Source organism: Saccharothrix hoggarensis, from assembly GCF_052936025.1.
Genome location: NZ_CP193624.1, coordinates 6,037,821 through 6,054,696, shown reverse-complemented (window position 1 = coordinate 6,054,696; position 16,876 = coordinate 6,037,821). Strand labels below are relative to the sequence as shown.

General features: G+C 72.4%; 18 protein-coding genes. 9 read left to right on the top strand and 9 right to left on the bottom strand.

Features of this window, described 5'->3' with window-relative positions; genetic code table 11:
• Positions 1 to 73: 73 nt before the first annotated feature.
• Positions 74 to 2,500, top strand: coding sequence for a DNA translocase FtsK (locus tag ACRAKH_RS27245; protein ID WP_447009376.1), 2,427 nt, complete (start codon positions 74 to 76; stop codon positions 2,498 to 2,500).
• A gap of 302 nt (positions 2,501 to 2,802) precedes the next feature.
• Positions 2,803 to 3,489: a glycoside hydrolase family 12 protein gene (locus ACRAKH_RS27240; protein WP_380724198.1), complete on the top strand. Its 687-nt coding sequence runs from the start codon at positions 2,803 to 2,805 to the stop codon at positions 3,487 to 3,489.
• A 123-nt stretch (positions 3,490 to 3,612) separates the two neighbouring features.
• Here the strand turns inward: ACRAKH_RS27240 and ACRAKH_RS27235 are convergent, their stop codons facing one another.
• The 8 genes from ACRAKH_RS27235 to ACRAKH_RS27200 form a co-directional block, all read right to left on the bottom strand.
• Positions 3,613 to 4,044, bottom strand: a complete 432-nt coding sequence (locus ACRAKH_RS27235) for a phospholipase (RefSeq protein ID WP_380724197.1) — start codon at positions 4,042 to 4,044, stop codon at positions 3,613 to 3,615.
• An 85-nt stretch (positions 4,045 to 4,129) separates the two neighbouring features.
• Positions 4,130 to 4,834, bottom strand: a complete 705-nt coding sequence (locus ACRAKH_RS27230; RefSeq protein WP_380724196.1) for a nitroreductase family protein — start codon at positions 4,832 to 4,834, stop codon at positions 4,130 to 4,132.
• A gap of 2 nt (positions 4,835 to 4,836) precedes the next feature.
• Positions 4,837 to 6,006 (bottom strand): YcaO-like family protein, encoded by a 1,170-nt coding sequence (locus ACRAKH_RS27225; RefSeq protein WP_380724195.1) that lies wholly within the window; start codon positions 6,004 to 6,006, stop codon positions 4,837 to 4,839.
• The gene (locus tag ACRAKH_RS27220; RefSeq protein ID WP_380724194.1) at positions 6,003 to 6,260 is read right to left on the bottom strand and encodes a hypothetical protein; all 258 of its coding nucleotides are present in this window, start codon (positions 6,258 to 6,260) and stop codon (positions 6,003 to 6,005) included. The genes ACRAKH_RS27225 and ACRAKH_RS27220 overlap by 4 nt, the downstream gene beginning before the upstream one ends.
• Positions 6,257 to 6,778 (bottom strand): hypothetical protein, encoded by a 522-nt coding sequence (locus ACRAKH_RS27215; RefSeq protein WP_380724193.1) that lies wholly within the window; start codon positions 6,776 to 6,778, stop codon positions 6,257 to 6,259. Before ACRAKH_RS27215 ends, ACRAKH_RS27220 begins: the two co-directional genes overlap by 4 nt.
• The gene (locus ACRAKH_RS27210) at positions 6,775 to 7,539 is read right to left on the bottom strand and encodes a hypothetical protein (RefSeq protein WP_447009375.1); all 765 of its coding nucleotides are present in this window, start codon (positions 7,537 to 7,539) and stop codon (positions 6,775 to 6,777) included. The genes ACRAKH_RS27215 and ACRAKH_RS27210 overlap by 4 nt, the downstream gene beginning before the upstream one ends.
• Positions 7,536 to 8,390, bottom strand: a complete 855-nt coding sequence (locus ACRAKH_RS27205) for a MerR family transcriptional regulator (RefSeq protein ID WP_380725021.1) — start codon at positions 8,388 to 8,390, stop codon at positions 7,536 to 7,538. Before ACRAKH_RS27205 ends, ACRAKH_RS27210 begins: the two co-directional genes overlap by 4 nt.
• Before the next feature lie 63 nt (positions 8,391 to 8,453).
• Complete coding sequence (locus ACRAKH_RS27200; RefSeq protein WP_380725020.1) at positions 8,454 to 8,954, bottom strand: amino-acid N-acetyltransferase; 501 nt, start codon at positions 8,952 to 8,954, stop codon at positions 8,454 to 8,456.
• A 245-nt stretch (positions 8,955 to 9,199) separates the two neighbouring features.
• Here ACRAKH_RS27200 and rimO point away from each other — a divergent pair, with 245 nt between their 5' ends.
• The 7 genes from rimO (at position 9,200) to ACRAKH_RS27165 (ending at position 15,707) form a co-directional block, all read left to right on the top strand.
• On the top strand, positions 9,200 to 10,576 hold the full coding sequence (gene rimO / locus ACRAKH_RS27195) for a 30S ribosomal protein S12 methylthiotransferase RimO (protein WP_380725024.1): 1,377 nt from the start codon (positions 9,200 to 9,202) through the stop codon (positions 10,574 to 10,576).
• A gap of 47 nt (positions 10,577 to 10,623) precedes the next feature.
• Positions 10,624 to 11,157, top strand: a complete 534-nt coding sequence (gene pgsA / locus ACRAKH_RS27190) for a CDP-diacylglycerol--glycerol-3-phosphate 3-phosphatidyltransferase (protein ID WP_380725023.1) — start codon at positions 10,624 to 10,626, stop codon at positions 11,155 to 11,157.
• On the top strand, positions 11,154 to 11,627 hold the full coding sequence (locus ACRAKH_RS27185) for a CinA family protein (RefSeq protein ID WP_447009374.1): 474 nt from the start codon (positions 11,154 to 11,156) through the stop codon (positions 11,625 to 11,627). The genes pgsA and ACRAKH_RS27185 overlap by 4 nt, the downstream gene beginning before the upstream one ends.
• A gap of 156 nt (positions 11,628 to 11,783) precedes the next feature.
• A complete protein-coding gene (locus ACRAKH_RS27180) occupies positions 11,784 to 12,206 on the top strand; it encodes a helix-turn-helix domain-containing protein (protein ID WP_380725018.1) in 423 nt (140 codons plus the stop codon).
• Between the two features lie 294 nt (positions 12,207 to 12,500).
• Positions 12,501 to 13,364, top strand: coding sequence for a PspA/IM30 family protein (locus tag ACRAKH_RS27175; protein ID WP_380725017.1), 864 nt, complete (start codon positions 12,501 to 12,503; stop codon positions 13,362 to 13,364).
• 17 nt (positions 13,365 to 13,381) lie between these two features.
• Positions 13,382 to 14,161 carry a phage shock envelope stress response protein PspM gene (pspM, locus tag ACRAKH_RS27170; protein ID WP_380725016.1) on the top strand — a complete coding sequence of 260 codons (780 nt, stop codon included), beginning with the start codon at positions 13,382 to 13,384 and terminating at the stop codon, positions 14,159 to 14,161.
• A 277-nt stretch (positions 14,162 to 14,438) separates the two neighbouring features.
• A complete protein-coding gene (locus tag ACRAKH_RS27165) occupies positions 14,439 to 15,707 on the top strand; it encodes a uracil-xanthine permease family protein (RefSeq protein ID WP_380725015.1) in 1,269 nt (422 codons plus the stop codon).
• A gap of 141 nt (positions 15,708 to 15,848) precedes the next feature.
• On the opposite strand, the gene ACRAKH_RS27160 is transcribed toward ACRAKH_RS27165, so the two are convergent.
• Positions 15,849 to 16,871: a quinone-dependent dihydroorotate dehydrogenase gene (locus ACRAKH_RS27160; protein ID WP_380725014.1), complete on the bottom strand. Its 1,023-nt coding sequence runs from the start codon at positions 16,869 to 16,871 to the stop codon at positions 15,849 to 15,851.
• Positions 16,872 to 16,876 lie beyond the last annotated feature (5 nt).

The window sequence follows — 16,876 nt, the reverse complement described above, 5'->3', positions numbered from 1 at the left end:
GCGTCGGGCAGCGCACGTCACGTCCACCGTGACCGTTGGGGCCGGTGGGGCACAAGGGACTACCGTAGGGCACATGGCCGGTCGAACGGGGACCTCGCGCAAGGGCACGACCCGCAGCACCAGATCCGGGTCGAAGCCCCGTTCCGGCGCGTCCAGGCCGGCCGCCCGGCGCTCCCCGGCGAAGAAGGCCTCCGGCCCGTCGTCCATCGGCAAGGTGTGGGGCCTCCTCGGCCGCGGCGTCGGCTCGATCGTCCGCGCGGTCGGGCGCGGCAAGGAACTCGACCCGGCGCACCGCCGTGACGGCCTCGCGCTCGTGCTCATCTCGCTCGCCGTGATCACCGCCGCCGGCGTGTGGTGGCAGGCGGGCGGACCGGTCGGCCGGTGGGTCGACGTCGCCGTGCGCAGCTCGGTCGGCGGGCCCTCGGTGATCGTGCCCGCGCTGCTGCTGGCGGTCGGCGTGGCGCTCATGCGCACCGACCCGAACCCCGAGGCGCGCCCACGCCTGGTGATCGGCTCCATCCTCGTCACCGTCGGCTTCCTCGGCATGTTCCACCTCGTCGGCGGACTGCCGATGGACCCGATCGCGCGCCGGGACGCCGGTGGCGCGCTCGGCTACCTCGCCGGCGGGTTCCTCGCCCAGGGCCTCACGCCGTGGGTCGCCGGACCGCTGCTCTTCCTGATCTTCGGCTACGGCGTGCTGCTGCTGGTCCACGTGCCGATCCGCGACCTGCCCGCCAAGCTCGGCGGCCTCCTGCACCGCGCGCCCGAGCGGACCGAGGGCTTCGGCGCCGAGGACGAGGCGGAGCCCGAGCCCGAGCCGAAGCCGGCGAAGCTGCGCCGCCCGTCCCGCTCGCGCCGCCAGGCCGTCGCCGCCGAGGACGACCAGCCCGAGCTCCCGCTGGACGACGAGCCGCCACCGCCGCCCGTGGCGAAGCCCGCGCCGAAGCCCAAGGCCACGCCGGAGCTGCCGAAGACGGCCGCGCTCGCCGTGCGCGCGGTCGAGGGCGACTACAAGCTGCCGCCGCCGACCATCCTGAAGGACGGCGACGCGCCGAAGGCCCGCAGCAAGGCCAACGACCTCATGATCGAGGCCATCTCCGGCGTCCTCGACCAGTTCTCCATCGACGCGCAGGTCACCGGCTTCACCCGCGGCCCGACGGTCACCCGGTACGAGGTGGAGCTGGGTCCGGGCGTGAAGGTCGAGAAGATCACCGCGCTGACCAAGAACATCGCCTACGCCGTCGCCACCGACAACGTCCGGCTGCTCGCCCCGATCCCCGGCAAGTCCGCCGTCGGCATCGAGGTGCCCAACAGCGACCGCGAGATGGTGCGGCTCGGCGACGTGCTGCGCTCGCCGTCCACGGTCAAGGACAACCACCCGATGGTCATCGGGCTGGGCAAGGACATCGAGGGCCACTTCGTCACCGCGAACCTGACCAAGATGCCGCACCTGCTGGTCGCCGGCTCCACGGGTTCCGGCAAGTCGAGCTTCGTGAACTCGATGCTGGTGTCGCTGCTGGCGCGGGCCACGCCGGACGAGGTCCGGATGATCCTGATCGACCCGAAGATGGTCGAGCTGACGCCGTACGAGGGCATCCCGCACCTGATCACGCCCATCATCACCCAGCCGAAGAAGGCCGCCGCCGCGCTGGCCTGGCTGGTCGAGGAGATGGAGCAGCGCTACCAGGACATGCAGGTCAACCGGGTGCGGCACATCGACGACTTCAACCGGAAGGTGCGGTCGGGCGAGATCGGCGCGCCGCCGGGCAGCGAGCGCGTCTACCGGCCGTACCCCTACATCATGGCGATCGTGGACGAGCTGGCCGACCTGATGATGACCGCCCCGCGCGACGTCGAGGACGCCATCGTCCGGATCACGCAGAAGGCCCGTGCGGCGGGCATCCACCTGGTGCTGGCGACGCAGCGGCCGTCCGTCGACGTGGTCACCGGTCTCATCAAGACGAACGTGCCGTCGCGGCTGGCGTTCGCGACGTCGTCGCTGACCGACTCGCGGGTCATCCTCGACCAGCCGGGCGCCGAGAAGCTGATCGGCATGGGCGACGGCCTGTACCTGCCGATGGGCGCGTCGAAACCGGTGCGCGTGCAGGGCGCGTACGTCGGGGACGACGAGATCTCGGAGATCGTCAACTTCACCAAGCAGCAGGCGCAGCCCGAGTACACGGACGGCGTCACGGCGGCGAAGGCGAGCGAGAAGAAGGAAGTCGACGCCGACATCGGCGACGACATGGAGCTGCTGATCCAGGCCGCCGAGCTGATCGTCACGTCCCAGTTCGGGTCGACGTCCATGTTGCAGCGCAAGCTGCGGGTGGGTTTCGCCAAGGCCGGGCGGCTGATGGACCTGCTGGAGACGCGCGGCGTGGTCGGCCCGTCCGAGGGCTCGAAGGCGCGCGAGGTGCTGATCAAGCCCGACGAGCTGGACTCCGTGGTGTACCTGATCCGCGGTGGTTCCGGGCCGGACGAGGCCGTGGACGACGACTGAGTTCTCCCGGCACGATCGCCGCTGCCGAATACGCGGTCGGATACCCGGTCGAATGCCGAGTCGAATGCCTGGTCGACCACCCACTCGACTACCCGGTCGAATGTCCCGTCGAAGGGCGCGGTCGAATCCGTCGAATTCGCGCGGGCGCGTCCCGCTTGACCGTCCGTCGTTGACCGGACGGGTGTCGGCTGCGATAGTCCGGTCATCCACCGCCGCGTCGCAGGAATCCCTCCGCACTGTCAGTCGAAGCGATTCGATTGCCAGTGCGACGACATGGGCAGCGTTGCCCGGGAAGAAGCGCCATGAACAGGATGCGTTCGGCCGCGGTCGCGGTCGCGTTGGTCGGTTTCCTCCTCGGCTCCACCGGGGTCGCCCAGGCGGCGGTCTGGTCGTCCAACGACAAGTGGGGCACGTGGTCCAACGGCGGGTACACCGTCCGCAACAACGTCTGGGGCTCCGGCGCGGGGTACCAGGGGATCTGGGCGAACTCCTTCAGCAACTGGGGCGTGTGGGCGGACCACCCGAACACCGGCGGCGTGAAGTCCTACCCGCACTCGGCGAAGGCGGTCAACCGCAAGCTCAGCGCGATGACCAGGTTGTCGAGTTCGTTCGACGTGACCCGGCCGGGCGCGGGCTCGTACGCGACGGCCTACGACATCTGGGCCGACAACCACGCCTACGAGATCATGATCTGGATGAACAAGCAGGGCGCCGTCGGGCCCATCGGGACCAGGCAGACCACGGTGACGGTCGGCGGACACACCTGGGACGTGTACCGGGGTTCCAACGGGTCCAACGCCGTGTTCTCGTTCGTGCGGACCGGGAACACGAACTCCGGCACGGTCGACGTGCTGGCGGTGCTGAGGTGGATCGGGGCGCGCGGCTGGTACGGCGACGTGACGGTCGGGGACGTGCAGTTCGGGTTCGAGATCACGTCGTCGGCGGGCGGCATGAACTTCGCCTCGAACAGCTTCTCGATCACCACCTGACGGTCCCGCCCGGCACGGGCACGGCATTCCCGGGGTCACGCGACGTCGACCGTCGCCCGACCGAGGGAAACGCCGTGCCCGTTCCGCGAACCGCTGACGCGAACCGCTGACCGCGAAGGGCCGTCAGCTGGCGCCGAACTCGCGCACCGCCTTGTAGTAGGCGTCCGCGGTCCGGTTGCAGGACCAGTTGCCCGCGCACTGGTGGTACATGTCGGACTTGAAGTTGTTGTCGATCCGCAGGCGGGTCGTCTCGTTGAACCGACCCTGCCGCTTGTAGTTGCGGTAACCGAAGTCGTGCCGGTGGCAGGCCGGCAGGAACTTGAAGCCGAACGGGTTGTCCGGCGACCACGAACAGCCGTCCGACGACCAGTCGAGCTGGTCGGCGTACGGGCGCTGGGTGCGGATCGAGCTGAACTGCGACAGGGACTTGCTGAAGAGGTAGTCGTCCGTCACCGCCGGGGCGTTGATGGCCGCCTGGCCGACGCCGGCGCCGGCGAGCAGGGAGAGCGAGGCGAGCAGGACGACGAACGCGTTGCGCAGGGATGTCGCGAGCACTGTTCTTCCCCTCGAATTCGGGCTGAGGGGCATTTCATACCGGCCGGTAATCTACGGGCGCCAGCCCCAATCGGCGGATGCCGCGTCAACGTCCGGTGAACGTCCGGCCGCACGCGATGACCGCCGCCAACCGGACCGGTTGACCTCGCAACCCCAGCAGTGCCAGCACATCCGCGTCCGCCGCGCCGCCGAGGAGGTAGCCGCCGAGGCGCTGCTGGGCCATCCGGAGGCAGACGGACTGGGCCGCCGCGCCCGCCTCGACGAGGCCGAACCGCCCACCGCGCTGCCCGTACTTGTCCAACACCGGTTGGTCCGCGAGGACGAGCGCCAGCACCAGCGCGGGTTCGGCATCGGCCGCGAGCACTTCGCGCAGCCGCAGCCAGTCCGGTGCGGGACCGACGTCCTGCACGGCGTGCCGCCGCGCGTCGTACCGGACCACCCGGCCGTTCAGCCCGTGCTCGACGCGGCGCAGGAACCCGTAGCAGCGCAACGGGTTCAGCCCGCCCGCGGACGGGTAGCTGCGCCCGTCCTCGTCGGCCAGCGCGGCGAGCACCGCGCCGAACTGCCGCGCCGTCACCGGCTCGGAGCTGAACTCCCGCGTGCTGCGGCGGGCCCGGAACAGCCGTTGCAGCCGGTCCCGCGGCTTGCCCAGGGGCTGCGGCGCGGACGGCAGCTCGAACGGGTCGGCGGTCGGCGGCGAGCCGCGGAACTCGCGGAGGCGCTCACCCAGCCTGCGCTGGTGCAGCGCCGAGTAGCCGCCGGCGGTCCAGAAGTCGTCGAACGGCGTCATGCTCACCCCAGCGGATGCGGTGCGGGATTGGGGAACCGGCCCGATCGGCCGGGGTAGCGCCACGCCACGTCGGCCGCGCGCCCGCCGAGGTGCGGCCAGCGGTGGTCGGCGTGCAGCGGCGTGAGGTCGGGGGACAGGACGCGCACGCACCGCAGGCCCACGGCGGCGGCCTCGGGCGACGTCAGCTCCCGGTACGCCAGCCGCACGCCCAGCGCGCGCACCAGCTCTTCGAGCTGCGCGGCGTCACCGCGGGCGGTCGAGTCGCGCGGCGGCGGTCCCGGCACGCCCCGCCACCACGGCAACGCGTCCCACTCGTCGGGGTGGCCCGCGTAGTAGAGGGCGTGCCGGTCGAAGTCGGTGACCTCGTCGGGCTGGTGGACCCGGTCCGCCGATCCCCGGGCCGCGATGAAGACCGTGCCCTGGGTCCACTCCAGCCACGCCTTGCGGATCGCCTCGGCGACCGTCGCGCGGCACGCCAGCCCCAGCGTCGGCCGGGGGCGGCCGGCGAGCGGCAGCGTCCCGGCGACCGCGACCACCGGGTGCGGGCTGTGCGCGGGGGTGAGGTCGAACGCCCGCACGTCGCCGACCCGCAGGTCGTCCGGCAGCGAGAGCCGCGGCGGCGCGAGGCTGTGCAGCCAGGTGGTCGTGAACGCGTCGCGTTCCACCAACTCCTGGGTGGCGCGCAGCAGCGCGTGCGCCGCGGACGGGCCGGCGGCCAGACCGGACGACGTGGCGGGCAGGCCGAACTCCTCCCGCAAGCCGACCAGCCCGGCGGGCACCCACACGGGTTCGTTGTCCGGCAACGTCCACGCCCTGGTGTAGCCGGGGTCGGCGTACCGGTAGCGGAACCCCGGGCGGGACCGCTGCTCCGCGGTGTGGAGGCTGAACTCGTCCAGCCGCCAGCACGGCCCGTCCGGCTCGGCGACCGTCTCCAGTGGACTGCGCGCGGCGGCGTGCCGCTCCAGCGCCTCGGCGATCGCGGCCAGCCTCGCCTGCTCCGGCTCGAACGCCGCGCCGCCGGACGTGCCGCCGGTCGCGAACGGCTCCGGCACCGCCGCGAACCCCGGAACGTCCACATCGGACAGCGTGCGCGGCACGGGGCGCAGCGCGGACACGACGCCCTGCCGCCAACCGACGGCGCGTGCCAGCAGCACGGACGCGGGCGTGATCACGTCGCCCTCCGGCGGTAGTGCTCCGACACCCACGGCCCGACCAGGCCGGCCGCCAGCACGTACGCGAACACCGCCGGCACCACCACGAGGTTCGTCATCGTCACCAAGGACGGCACCACCAGGCACTCCGCGGCGAACACCAGCACCCAGAACGCCGTCCGCTTCACCCCGGACCGCAGCGGGGGCCTGCCGATCGACCGGTCGTACCGGTAGCCGGCGCGCAGGCAGACCGCCGCGCCGACGAGCGCGATCACGTCGCGTCCGGCCGGTAGAACCGGACGACGGCCCGCCCGACCAGCACCACCACCAGCAGGTAGGCCAGCCCGCCGAACCACGGCCCGAGCCAGCCGACCACGGCGATCATCGGCAGGAACAGGATCGCCTCGAACGTGAAGAAGATCGCCCAGATGAGCAGCCGGCCGACCCCGCCGAACGGCTTGGCCGAGCCGGTGAGCTTCGCCGCCAGGAACGCCCACAGCAACGCGACCGCGCCGCCGCCGACGATGTACGCGAGCCAGTGGTCCACGAGGCCGACGGCCGGCACGAGCGCCACACCGGGCGGGTACAGCGCGGCGGGCAGCACCCACAGGGCCTTGCGGCGCGGCTGGTCCGCCTCGGCGAGGTCGTTGCGCATGCCCAGGGGAAGCGCGATCGCCGAGCCGACCGCGGACGCCGCACAGCAGCAGCAACAGCAGCAGCACGTCGGCGTGGCGGCGCTGGTCGCGCTCGCGTCCGGGGTGAACGGATCGGGCAGGCGCAGAGCGGTCGTCATCGGTTTTCCCCCCACGGCAGGTCCACCCGGCCCACGTCGAGCCGGGGGCACACCTCGCAGTCCGCCGCCGGCAGCACGTCCTCGGCGGTGGTGGTGAACTCGTCCAGGTGGAGCGTCACGACCCGGTCCAGCAGCGCCAGCGAACCGGCGGCCAGGCGGGTGATCGCGTGCTTCGCCCACAGCAGCGGGAAGTCGGTGGTCGTCGCCGCGGGCCGGGCGGGCGGCTCCGGATCGCCCCACCGGTACCGCGCGCGCACGGCCAGGCAGCCGAGGCAAGCGCTTGCGCCCGGCACCACGAACGGTCCCAGCGACGCCGTGTGGTGGTAGGCGAGGTCCAGCAGGAGGTGCGGCTTCGGCTCCCGCAGCGCGACCAGGTCGGCCAGCGTGCCGGTGGTGCGCACGACCAGCACCACGTCCGGCGCGGCGACGTCGGGGAAGTGGGCGTCGAGCCCGGCGGGCGCCGTGCCGAGGACCCGCACGCCGACGTCCAGCGGCTGGTCCGGCACGGGCAGGCCCGCCGGGCGCAGCGCGCCCAGCGACCGGAGCTGCGGCAGGTGCGCGCGGACCGGCGCGGTGAGCCGGTCCGGGTCGAGCGGGCGAGCCGTACCCCTCCGCACCGGCTCGAACAGCTCGACCAGCACCCGCGCCTCGGCGGCGGGCACGTCCGGGAGGAGGTAGGCGAGGTCCGCGCCGGCGTGCACGACCAAGCCCTCGTCCCGCACCTGGGCGCGCCAGGCCGGGTCGGGCACGAGCGCGGTCATCGGACCGGCTCGTCGTGGTCGTCGCCCCGGTCGAGGAACCGCTGGATCGTCGGCTCGTCGGGGACCTCGTCGTCCTCCTCGGTGTCGATGAGACGTTCCGCGATCGGCACCGGTTCCTCCACCCACGCGGGTTGGAAGTCGTCGCTGGGCAGCAGCCCGTGCCGGCGCGCGAACTCCTCGGCGGCGTCCCGGATCGACTCGCGCAGCGTGCCGATGACGACGGTCTCGGCCGTGTAGGTCAGCTCCACGAGCAGCGCGCGCATCCGGTCGAGCTGGTCGTCCTGGCCCGCGTTGTCGGCGAGCTGCGGCCACAGCCTGCGCTCGAACACCTCCACGAAGTCGGCGGCGATGCCGTCGGTGGCCGTGCGGAGGTTCGCGAACTTGTCCAGCACGTCGTCGCTGGGCACGGTCAGCGCGGCGAGCCGGTTGCCCGCCTCCAGCGCCCAGCGGCGGGCGTGCGGCCAGCCCCGCCGCCACCGGACCAGGCCGAGCTGCACGGCGCGGCGCAGGACGCGCGGCCGGACATCGCCCAGCGGCACCAGCCGGCTGATGTCGCGGACCCGGATGCGGACCCAGTCGTCGGGGCCCTCCGCCTCGCCGACGCCCAGCACCGCGGCGACGCTGGCGCCCTTCTCGCGGGCCTTGACCAGCTCGGCGATCGCGGGCAGCGAGAAGCCACGCGCCTGGAGGCGTTGGACGAGGGTGAGGCGTTCGAGGTGGGAGGCGTCGTAGTAGGCGACGCGGCCCTGGCGGCGCGGCGGGTGCAGCACGCCCTTGGTCTGGTACATGCGGATCGTGCTGCCGGGCAGGCCGACCCGCACCGCCAGCTCGTCCACCGTCAGTTGCTCCACGACGCCGATCTTGGTGGGTCGCCGTTCGTGGAGTCAATACTCTTCGAGTTATTACTCGAAGAGTTACAGGTGGAGGAGCATGCGCGAGTTGCCGAGGGTGTTCGGCTTCACGTACGAGAGGTCGAGGAACTCGGCGACGCCCTCGTCGGCCGACCGCATGATCTCCTCGTAGACCTCGGGGGAGACGGGCGTGCCGTCGATCTCCACGAAGCCGTGCCGGCCGAAGAACGTGGTCTCGAAGGTCAGCACGAACAGCCGCTCCAGCTGGAGCTCGCGGGCCGTCTCGATGAGCCGGCGCACGATCCGGTGCCCGATGCCCCGCCCCAGCGCCTCCGGCGCCACCGCCACCGAGCGGATCTCCGCCAGGTCCTCCCACAGCACGTGCAGGGCGCCGCACCCCAGCACCGCGCCGTCCTGCTCGGCGACCCAGAACTCCTGGACGTCCTCGAACAGCGTCACCAGCGGCTTGGCCAGCAGCACCTTGCCGGCGTACGCGTCGATCAGGGTCTTCATCGCACGCACGTCACCGGTCCGGGCCCGCCGCACGTTGATCGGGTCGTTCACGGGTCAAACGTAGGCCTCGCCCCGACGGGCCGAGCGCCCAGGTGACCGGAAACGGGCCGCCCGGCGTCACCGCCGCCGGGTCTTCGGACGCCCGTGCGACGAGTGCCGTCGTCGGTCGCGCGGACGCCGCGGTGAGGCGTGCGGCACGTGCCCCCGCACGGACGACGCACGGCCGGGCGGCGACGGCCACCGCGCCGGTTACGCTGAGCACCGTGTCTTCCCCCACCACGTCCAAGCGCGTCGCCATGCTGACCCTCGGGTGCGCCCGCAACGAAGTCGACTCCGAAGAGCTGGCCGGTCGCCTCACCGCCGGCGGCTGGGAGCTGGTCGACGACGAGGCCGACGTGGTCGTGGTCAACACGTGCGGCTTCGTCGAGTCCGCCAAGAAGGACTCCGTGGACACGCTCCTCGCCGCCTCCGACAGCGGCGCGAAGGTCGTCGCGGTCGGGTGCATGGCCGAGCGGTACGGCGCCGAACTGGCCGACAGCCTCCCCGAGGCGGACGCCGTGCTCGGGTTCGACCACTACGCGAACCTCGCCGAGCGGCTGGACGACGTCCTCGCCGGCCAGACCGTCGAGTCCCACCAGCCGGTGGACCGCCGCACGCTGCTGCCGCTGACCCCCGTGCAGCGCCCGGCCGTCGTCGAGGACGTCCAGGTGCCCGGCCACGGCTGGGGCCCGCGCGTGCTGCGCACCCGCCTCACCGACACGCCCGTCGCGCCGCTGAAGATCGCCTCCGGCTGCGACCGCCGCTGCTCGTTCTGCGCGATCCCGTCGTTCCGCGGCGCGTTCGTGTCCCGCCACCCGGACGAGGTGGTGGCCGAGGCCATGTGGCTGGCCGAGCAGGGCGTGCGCGAGGTGTTCCTGGTCTCCGAGAACTCCACCTCCTACGCCAAGGACCTGCCGCGCGAGCTGGGCGGCCTGGAGCGGCTGCTGACCAGGCTCGCCGCCGTGCCCGGCATCGACCGCGTCCGCGTCTCCTACCTCCAGCCGGCCGAGACGAAGCCCACGCTGGTCAAGGCCATCGCCACGACGGACGGCGTCGCCGACTACTTCGACATGTCCTTCCAGCACTCCAGCGCGTCCGTGCTGCGCCGGATGCGCCGGTTCGGGTCCACCGAGTCGTTCCTCGGCCTGGTCGAGCAGATCCGCTCCCTCGCGCCGCGCGCGGGCATCCGCAGCAACGTCATCGTCGGCTTCCCGGGCGAGACCGAGGAGGACGTCGCCGAGCTGGAGCGCTTCCTCACCGCGGCCAGGCTCGACGCGGTGGGCGTGTTCGGCTACTCCGACGAGGACGGCACCGAGGCCGAGGGCCTGCCGGACAAGCTGGACGCCGACACGATCGCCGAGCGCGTCACGCGGATCTCGAACCTGGTCGAGGAGCTGACCTCGCAGCGCGCGGAGGACCGCGTCGGCGAGGAGGTCGTAGTCCTGGTCGAGACCGCGGAGGACGACGACAACGACTGCGTCGGCCGGGCCGCCCACCAGGCGCCCGAGGTCGACGGCGAGTGCGTCGTCACGAACGCCGACGGCCTGGAGGTCGGCGACCTGGTGCGGTGCCGGGTGGACGCGTCCGAGGGCGTCGACCTGGTCGTCACAGCGATCGAGGTGCTCCCGAGGTGACCGAACCCGCGCGCGTGCCGGTGCTGAACATCGCCAACGTGCTGACGATGTCCCGGCTGGTGCTCGTGCCGGTGTTCCTCTACCTCCTGTTCGCGGAGGACGGCCACCAGTTCTGGTGGCGGCTGGCGGCGTTCGGCGTGTTCGCCGTGGCGTCGGTCACGGACCACGTGGACGGCAACCTGGCCCGCAAGCTCGGTCTGATCACCGACTTCGGCAAGATCGCCGACCCGATCGCGGACAAGGCGCTGACCGGCGCCGCGCTGATCGGCCTGAGCCTGCTCGGCGAGCTGCCGTGGTGGGTGACGGTCGTCATCGCCGTGCGCGAGCTCGGCGTGACGCTGCTGCGGTTCTGGGTCATCCGGCACGGCGTGATCCCGGCCAGCCGCGGCGGCAAGGTGAAGACGCTCGTGCAGATCTTCGCCATCGGCCTGTACCTGCTGCCGCTGCCGCCGTGGCTGGAGTTCGTCGCCGTGGCGATGATGGGCGCGGCCGTGGTGCTGACCGTGGTCACCGGCGTCGACTACGTGATCCGCGCCGTGCGGCTGCGGGCGCGCGGGAAGCGGGCGGTGGCCGGGGCGTGAGCGCCGAGGACGTCGTGCGCGCCCTGAAGCGGCGCGGCGAGACGGTGGCGACGGCCGAGTCGCTCACGGCGGGGCTGGTGACCGCCGAGCTGACGTCCGTGCCGGGGTCCAGCGCCGTCGTGCGCGGCGGGCTCGTGGTCTACGCCACCGACCTCAAGCACGCGCTCGCGGGCGTGGACGCGGCCCTGCTGGCCGACCGCGGCGCGGTGCACCCCGAGGTGGCCCGGCAGCTCGCCGAGGGCGCGCGGGAGCGCTGCGGGGCGACATGGGGGCTCGGCCTGACCGGCGTGGCCGGCCCGGACTCCCAGGACGGGGTCGCGCCCGGCACCGTCCACATCGGTTTGTCCGGTCCGTCCGGTTCGTTCGTCGACACGCTCACTCTCGGTGGTGATCGTCACGAAGTACGGGCAAGATCGACGGCGGCGGCGCTGGACCTCCTGCACACCCACTTGGAGATCCCGGACGAGTGACATGAGCAGCGCGTTCCCGGTCACACCCGCGCACGGCCGCGGGAACTTACCCGTGAGTTCACTCGTTCGCCCTTGGCGGACGTGTCCGGAAGTCACTGCCCGTCGACGGAACGGGTCGGTAACGTGGTGGCACGGCCGGCCGGAAGGAGGCGCGCGATGACCGTGCTGCTACGCGAGGCGATCGGTGATCGGCTCCGCCATGCCCGCACCACCCAACGCCGCACGCTGCGCGAGGTCTCCAGGACCGCCCGCGTCAGCCTGGGGTACCTCTCCGAGGTGGAGCGTGGCCGCAAGGAGGCGTCCAGCGAGCTGTTGGCCGCGATCTGCGAGGCGTTGGACCTGCCCCTGTCGGAACTGCTGCACCTGGTCGCCTCGGACATCGGCGCGGTCCAGCAGCCGGTGCCCACCCCGGCCGAGCTGACCGAGCGCGCCGCGCCCGCGTCGGCGAGCCTGGAGGGCGGCGCCCTGGTGCCGGCGGTGATCGGCAACGACCTGTCCGACCTGCGGTTGCAGCCCGTGCTCACGCACCGGCTGTCCACCGCGATCAGCAAGCCGCGCAACGCGGTGGTGGCGGCGTAACCCAGCGCACCCGTGCGGAAGCCGAGCCGGTCCGACCGGCTCGGCTTTCGGCGTTGGCGGGGACCGTGCAACGAGTTGGCAACCGCCCGCGGGGTCGGCGCGTGCGCCCGCACCCCTACGGGCAGGATGACCATGTCGACGAAAGTCGGGGGGTGACTCAGGGTGAACCCGGATATCTCCCCAGGTCGGTGGAAGCAGCGCGGGACAACTGACACGATGGAACCAACACCGGCACCGGGTCGTTGCCAATCACGAGCGCGAGCCAGGGAAGTGCGGAGAAGGCAGGCGTAGGAGATGGCCAACCCTTTCGTGAAGGCATGGAAGTACTTCATGGCGGCGTTCTCGTCCAAGATCGATGAGCACGCCGACCCGAAGGTGCAGATCCAGCAGGCCATCGAGGAGGCTCAGCGGCAGCACCAGGCGCTGTCCCAGCAGGCGGCCGCGGTGATCGGCAACCAGCGCCAGCTCGAAATGAAGCTCAACCGCCAGCTCGGCGAGGTGGAGAAGCTCCAGGCCTCCGCACGTCAGGCGCTCGTGCTCGCCGACGAGGCCCGCGCGAAGGGCGACGAGGCGAAGGCGGCGCAGTTCGAGACCGCCGCCCAGGGCTTCGCCACGCAGCTGGTGACGTCGGAGCAGAACATCGAGGACCTGAAGACGCTGCACGACCAGGCGTTGCAGGCCGCGACGCAGGCCAAGCAGGCCGTCGAGCGCAACGCGATGGTGCTCCAGACCAAGCTCGCCGAGCGCACCAAGCTGCTCAGCCAGCTGGAGCAGGCGAAGATGCAGGAGCAGGTCTCGCACTCGCTGCGCCAGATGACCGAGCTGGCCGCGCCGGGCAACACGCCGTCGCTCGAAGAGGTCCGCGACAAGATCGAGAAGCGGTACACGACCGCGCTCGGCTCGGCGGAGCTGGCGCAGAACTCGGTGCAGGGCCGGATGCTGGAGGTCCAGGCGTCGACCACCGAGATGGCGGGCCACTCGCGGCTGGAGCAGATCCGCGCGTCGATGTCCGGCGGCAAGGTCGCCGGCGAGGTGACGAGCGGTCAGCCGGCGAGCGCGAGCGCGAGCATCCAGCAGGAAATCCAGCAGCGGGTGCAGCAGGCGCAGGCCCAGCCCACCCAGCAGATGCAGCAGAACCCGCCGGCGAGCCAGGGCTGAGAGGAGTGGTGTCCGCGATGGAACCCCGGCGGAAGGTGGCCGGCGAGATCGTCCAGATCGTCGGTGGCCAACTCCAAGGGCAACTCGCGGACCAGGTGAAACGGCGGTACGCCGCCTGGAACGACCCGCGCGCGAAGCTCGATCGGCGGTACCGCCGATCGAGCCGCGTGCTCACCTTCTGGCTGATCGTGCTGGCCCTGCTCGCGGTGGTCGGCACGCTGACGCTGACCGGCGTGCTGCCCGCCGGCGTCGGGATCGGCGCGGCCCTCGGCTTCGCCGGCACCTCGGTGCTGACGGTCCGCACGCACCAGAAGATGCGGGGCATCGACGCGGCCCGCAAGCAGATGGCGGCCCTGCCGTCCCGGCAGGCGTTGCCCGCCCGCTCGTCGGCGGCGCGGCAGCCGATGGAACGGCTGGAGGCCGCCGAGGACACGCTGCGGGAGCTGCTGCGGCAGCTCGACTCGGCCGCGTTGACCTCCGTGCCCACCGACTCGGTCGAGCAGGCCAGGTCGACGGGCGTCGAGGCGGCGTCCGCGATCCGGGCCGTCTCGGACCAGCTGCAGGCCGTGGAACGGGCCCGCGACACCGCGCCGCCGCTGGACCGCGCCCCGCTCGTCGAGGGCGTGCGAAGACTGCGCGCCCAGCTGGACGAGGGCGTGGACGGTTACTGCGCCCTGGTCGCCGCGGCCGGTCGGGTGCTCGCCGAGAGCACCGCGTCCAACCCCCGGCAGGTGCTGGGCGACGCGACGGACCACCTGGCGGGCCTGTCGTCGGCGCTGCGCGACCTGTCGCGCTAGGCCGGCCGTCCCGCCGGAACGGCGCCACGTCCCGCTGAGACGGCGGGGGTGTCGTGCCGCCTGCGGCACGTCCCGCTGAACGGCGCGCGGCCATCTGCACGAACCTCGGTTACGTCACGTTGCGTAGCAGAGTACGGCTGCTTTGGCAGCGGTAGTGGCGTACGCTGCTGCGATCGTGTGATTATCAGACTGTTACCTAGCCGCAGCCACTACTTGGCGTGGCAGGATCCCTGGGTCGGACAGCGTGGTCCGTCCTGGTCGCCGGGGAGGTCATTGAGTGGCGTTGTGGACCGTGCACGGTGATGGCCGCTCGACCGACGGCGACGCCATCGCGCCGGAGGAGCGGCTGAGCTGGCCGCGCACCGTGGGGTTCGGCGCCCAGCACCTCGCCGCCATGTCCGGCGCCACGATCCTGGTCCCGGCCACGACGGGACTGCCGGTCAGCACCACGCTGCTGTTCTCCGGCGTCGGCACCCTCCTGTTCCTGGTGATCACCCGCAACCGGGTGCCCAGCTACCTCGGCGCGTCGTTCGCGTTCATCGCGCCGCTGTCCGCCGCCCGCGACCAAGGCATCGCCGCGCAGCTCGGCGGCGTCCTCGCGGCCGGCCTGCTGGTGATCATCATCGGGGTCGCGGTGAAGGCCCTGGGCGTGCGGCTGCTGGAAGCCGTGATGCCGCCCGTCGTCACCGGCGCGGTGGTCGTCCTCATCGGCCTGAACCTGTCGCACCAGGCCACCGACTCGTTCGCGCGGCAACCGCTGCCTGCCGTGGTGACGATGGGCATCATCCTGCTGTGCGGCGTGCTGGGCCGCGGGTCGTTCTTCCGGTTCTCCGTGCTCATCGGCGTCGTCGCGGGGTGGCTGCTCGGGCTCGTCCTCGGCCTGGTCGACACGGCCGCCATCGGCCGGGCGGACTGGTTCGGCCTGCCCGCGTTCCACGCGCCGGAACTGCGGCCGTCGGTGACGCTGCTGGTGCTGCCGGTGGTGATCGTGCTGGTCGCGGAGAACGTGGGCCACGTCAAGGCCATCGCCACGCTGACCGGCCGCAACCTCGACGGCAACGTCGGCGACTCGATCATCGCGAACGGCCTGTCGACCGCGCTCGCGGGCATCGGCGGCGGGTCGGGCACCACGACGTACTCCGAGAACATCGGCGTGATGGGCGTGACCAAGGTCTTCTCCACGGCCGCGTACGCGGTGACCGGCGTGGCCGCGGTGCTGCTGGCGTTCTCGCCGAAGGCCGCGGCGGTGGTCGGGTCCATCCCGGCGGGCGTGGTCGGCGGCGCGACCCTGGTCCTGCTCGGCCTGATCAGCCTCGTCGGCGTCCGGGTGTGGATGGAGAACCGGGTCGACCTCGCCAACCCCGGCAACGCGCTGGTCGGCGGCGCCGCCCTGGTGGCGGGCGTGGGCGACCTGACGTTGCGGCTGGGCGAGCTGGAGCTGGGCGGCCTCGTGTGGGGCTCGCTGCTCGTGGTGATCCTGCACCCGGTGCTGCGCTCGCTGGACGCCATCCGCAAGCCCAGGCCGGGACCGGTCGGCCGGCCGTAGTCCGCGGCTCCCGCCCGCCGCGGGCAGCTGCCGCGGACGGCCGGCGCGGACAGACGACGTGGACAGACGGCGCGGACGGCCGGCGCGGACAGACGACGTGGACAGACGACGCGGACAGACGGCGCGGACGGCCGGCGTGGCTCAGGCCAGCGAGCGGGTGATGCGCCGCACCAGGCCCGGCCCCTCGTAGATGAACCCGGTGTAGAGCTGGAGCAGGCTCGCGCCGGCGTCCAGCATCCGCTTGGCGTCGTCGGCGCTCGCGATGCCGCCGACCCCGATGATCGGCAGCTTGCCGTCGGTCTCCCGGCTGACGAACCGCACCACCTCGCGGGCCCGTGCGGCCAGCGGCTTGCCGCTCAGCCCGCCCGCCTCGTGCGCCAGGCGTTGGTCGGCCGGGGCGAGCCCGTCGCGCGACAGCGTGGTGTTCGTCGCGATCAGGCCGCTGACCTCGTGCGACGCGCACACGTCCAGCAGCTCGGCGATCGCCTCGTCGGTCAGGTCGGGCGCGATCTTGACCAGCAGTGGCTTGCGCGGCTTCGACCCGGCCAGCTCGTGCGCGGTGGCGTTGAGCGCGGACAGCAGCTCGGTCAGCGCGCCCCGGTCCTGCAGGCCGCGCAGGCCGGGGGTGTTCGGCGAGCTGATGTTGATCGCGAAGTAGTCGCCGTGCCGGTAGAGCGCCCGCAGGGACGTCCGGTAGTCCTCCACGGCTTCCTCGACCGGCGTGACCTTGGACTTGCCCAGGCTGATGCCCAGCGGCACGGACAGCGGGCCGAGGCGGTCCAGCCGGTTGGCCAGCTCCTGCGCGCCGTCGTTGTTGAAGCCCATCCGGTTGATGATCGCCTCGCTGTCGCGCAACCGGAACAGGCGCGGCTTCGGGTTGCCCGGCTGCGGGTGCCGGGTGACCGTGCCGACCTCGACGAACCCGAACCCGAGCGCGCCCCACGCGGGCAGCGCCCGGCCGTTCTTGTCCAGCCCGGCGGCGAGGCCGACCGGGTTGGGGAACCGCACGCCGAAGACGGTGCGCTCGGCCGCCGGCTTGCGCCGCACGAGCTTCGCCGCCGGGCTCACCGCGGCGAGGAGGCCGAGGGTGGTCTCGTGGACCCGCTCCGCGTCGCCGCCGTGCATCCGGAACAACGCCTTGCGCACCACGCTCTTGTAGACCACGGCGG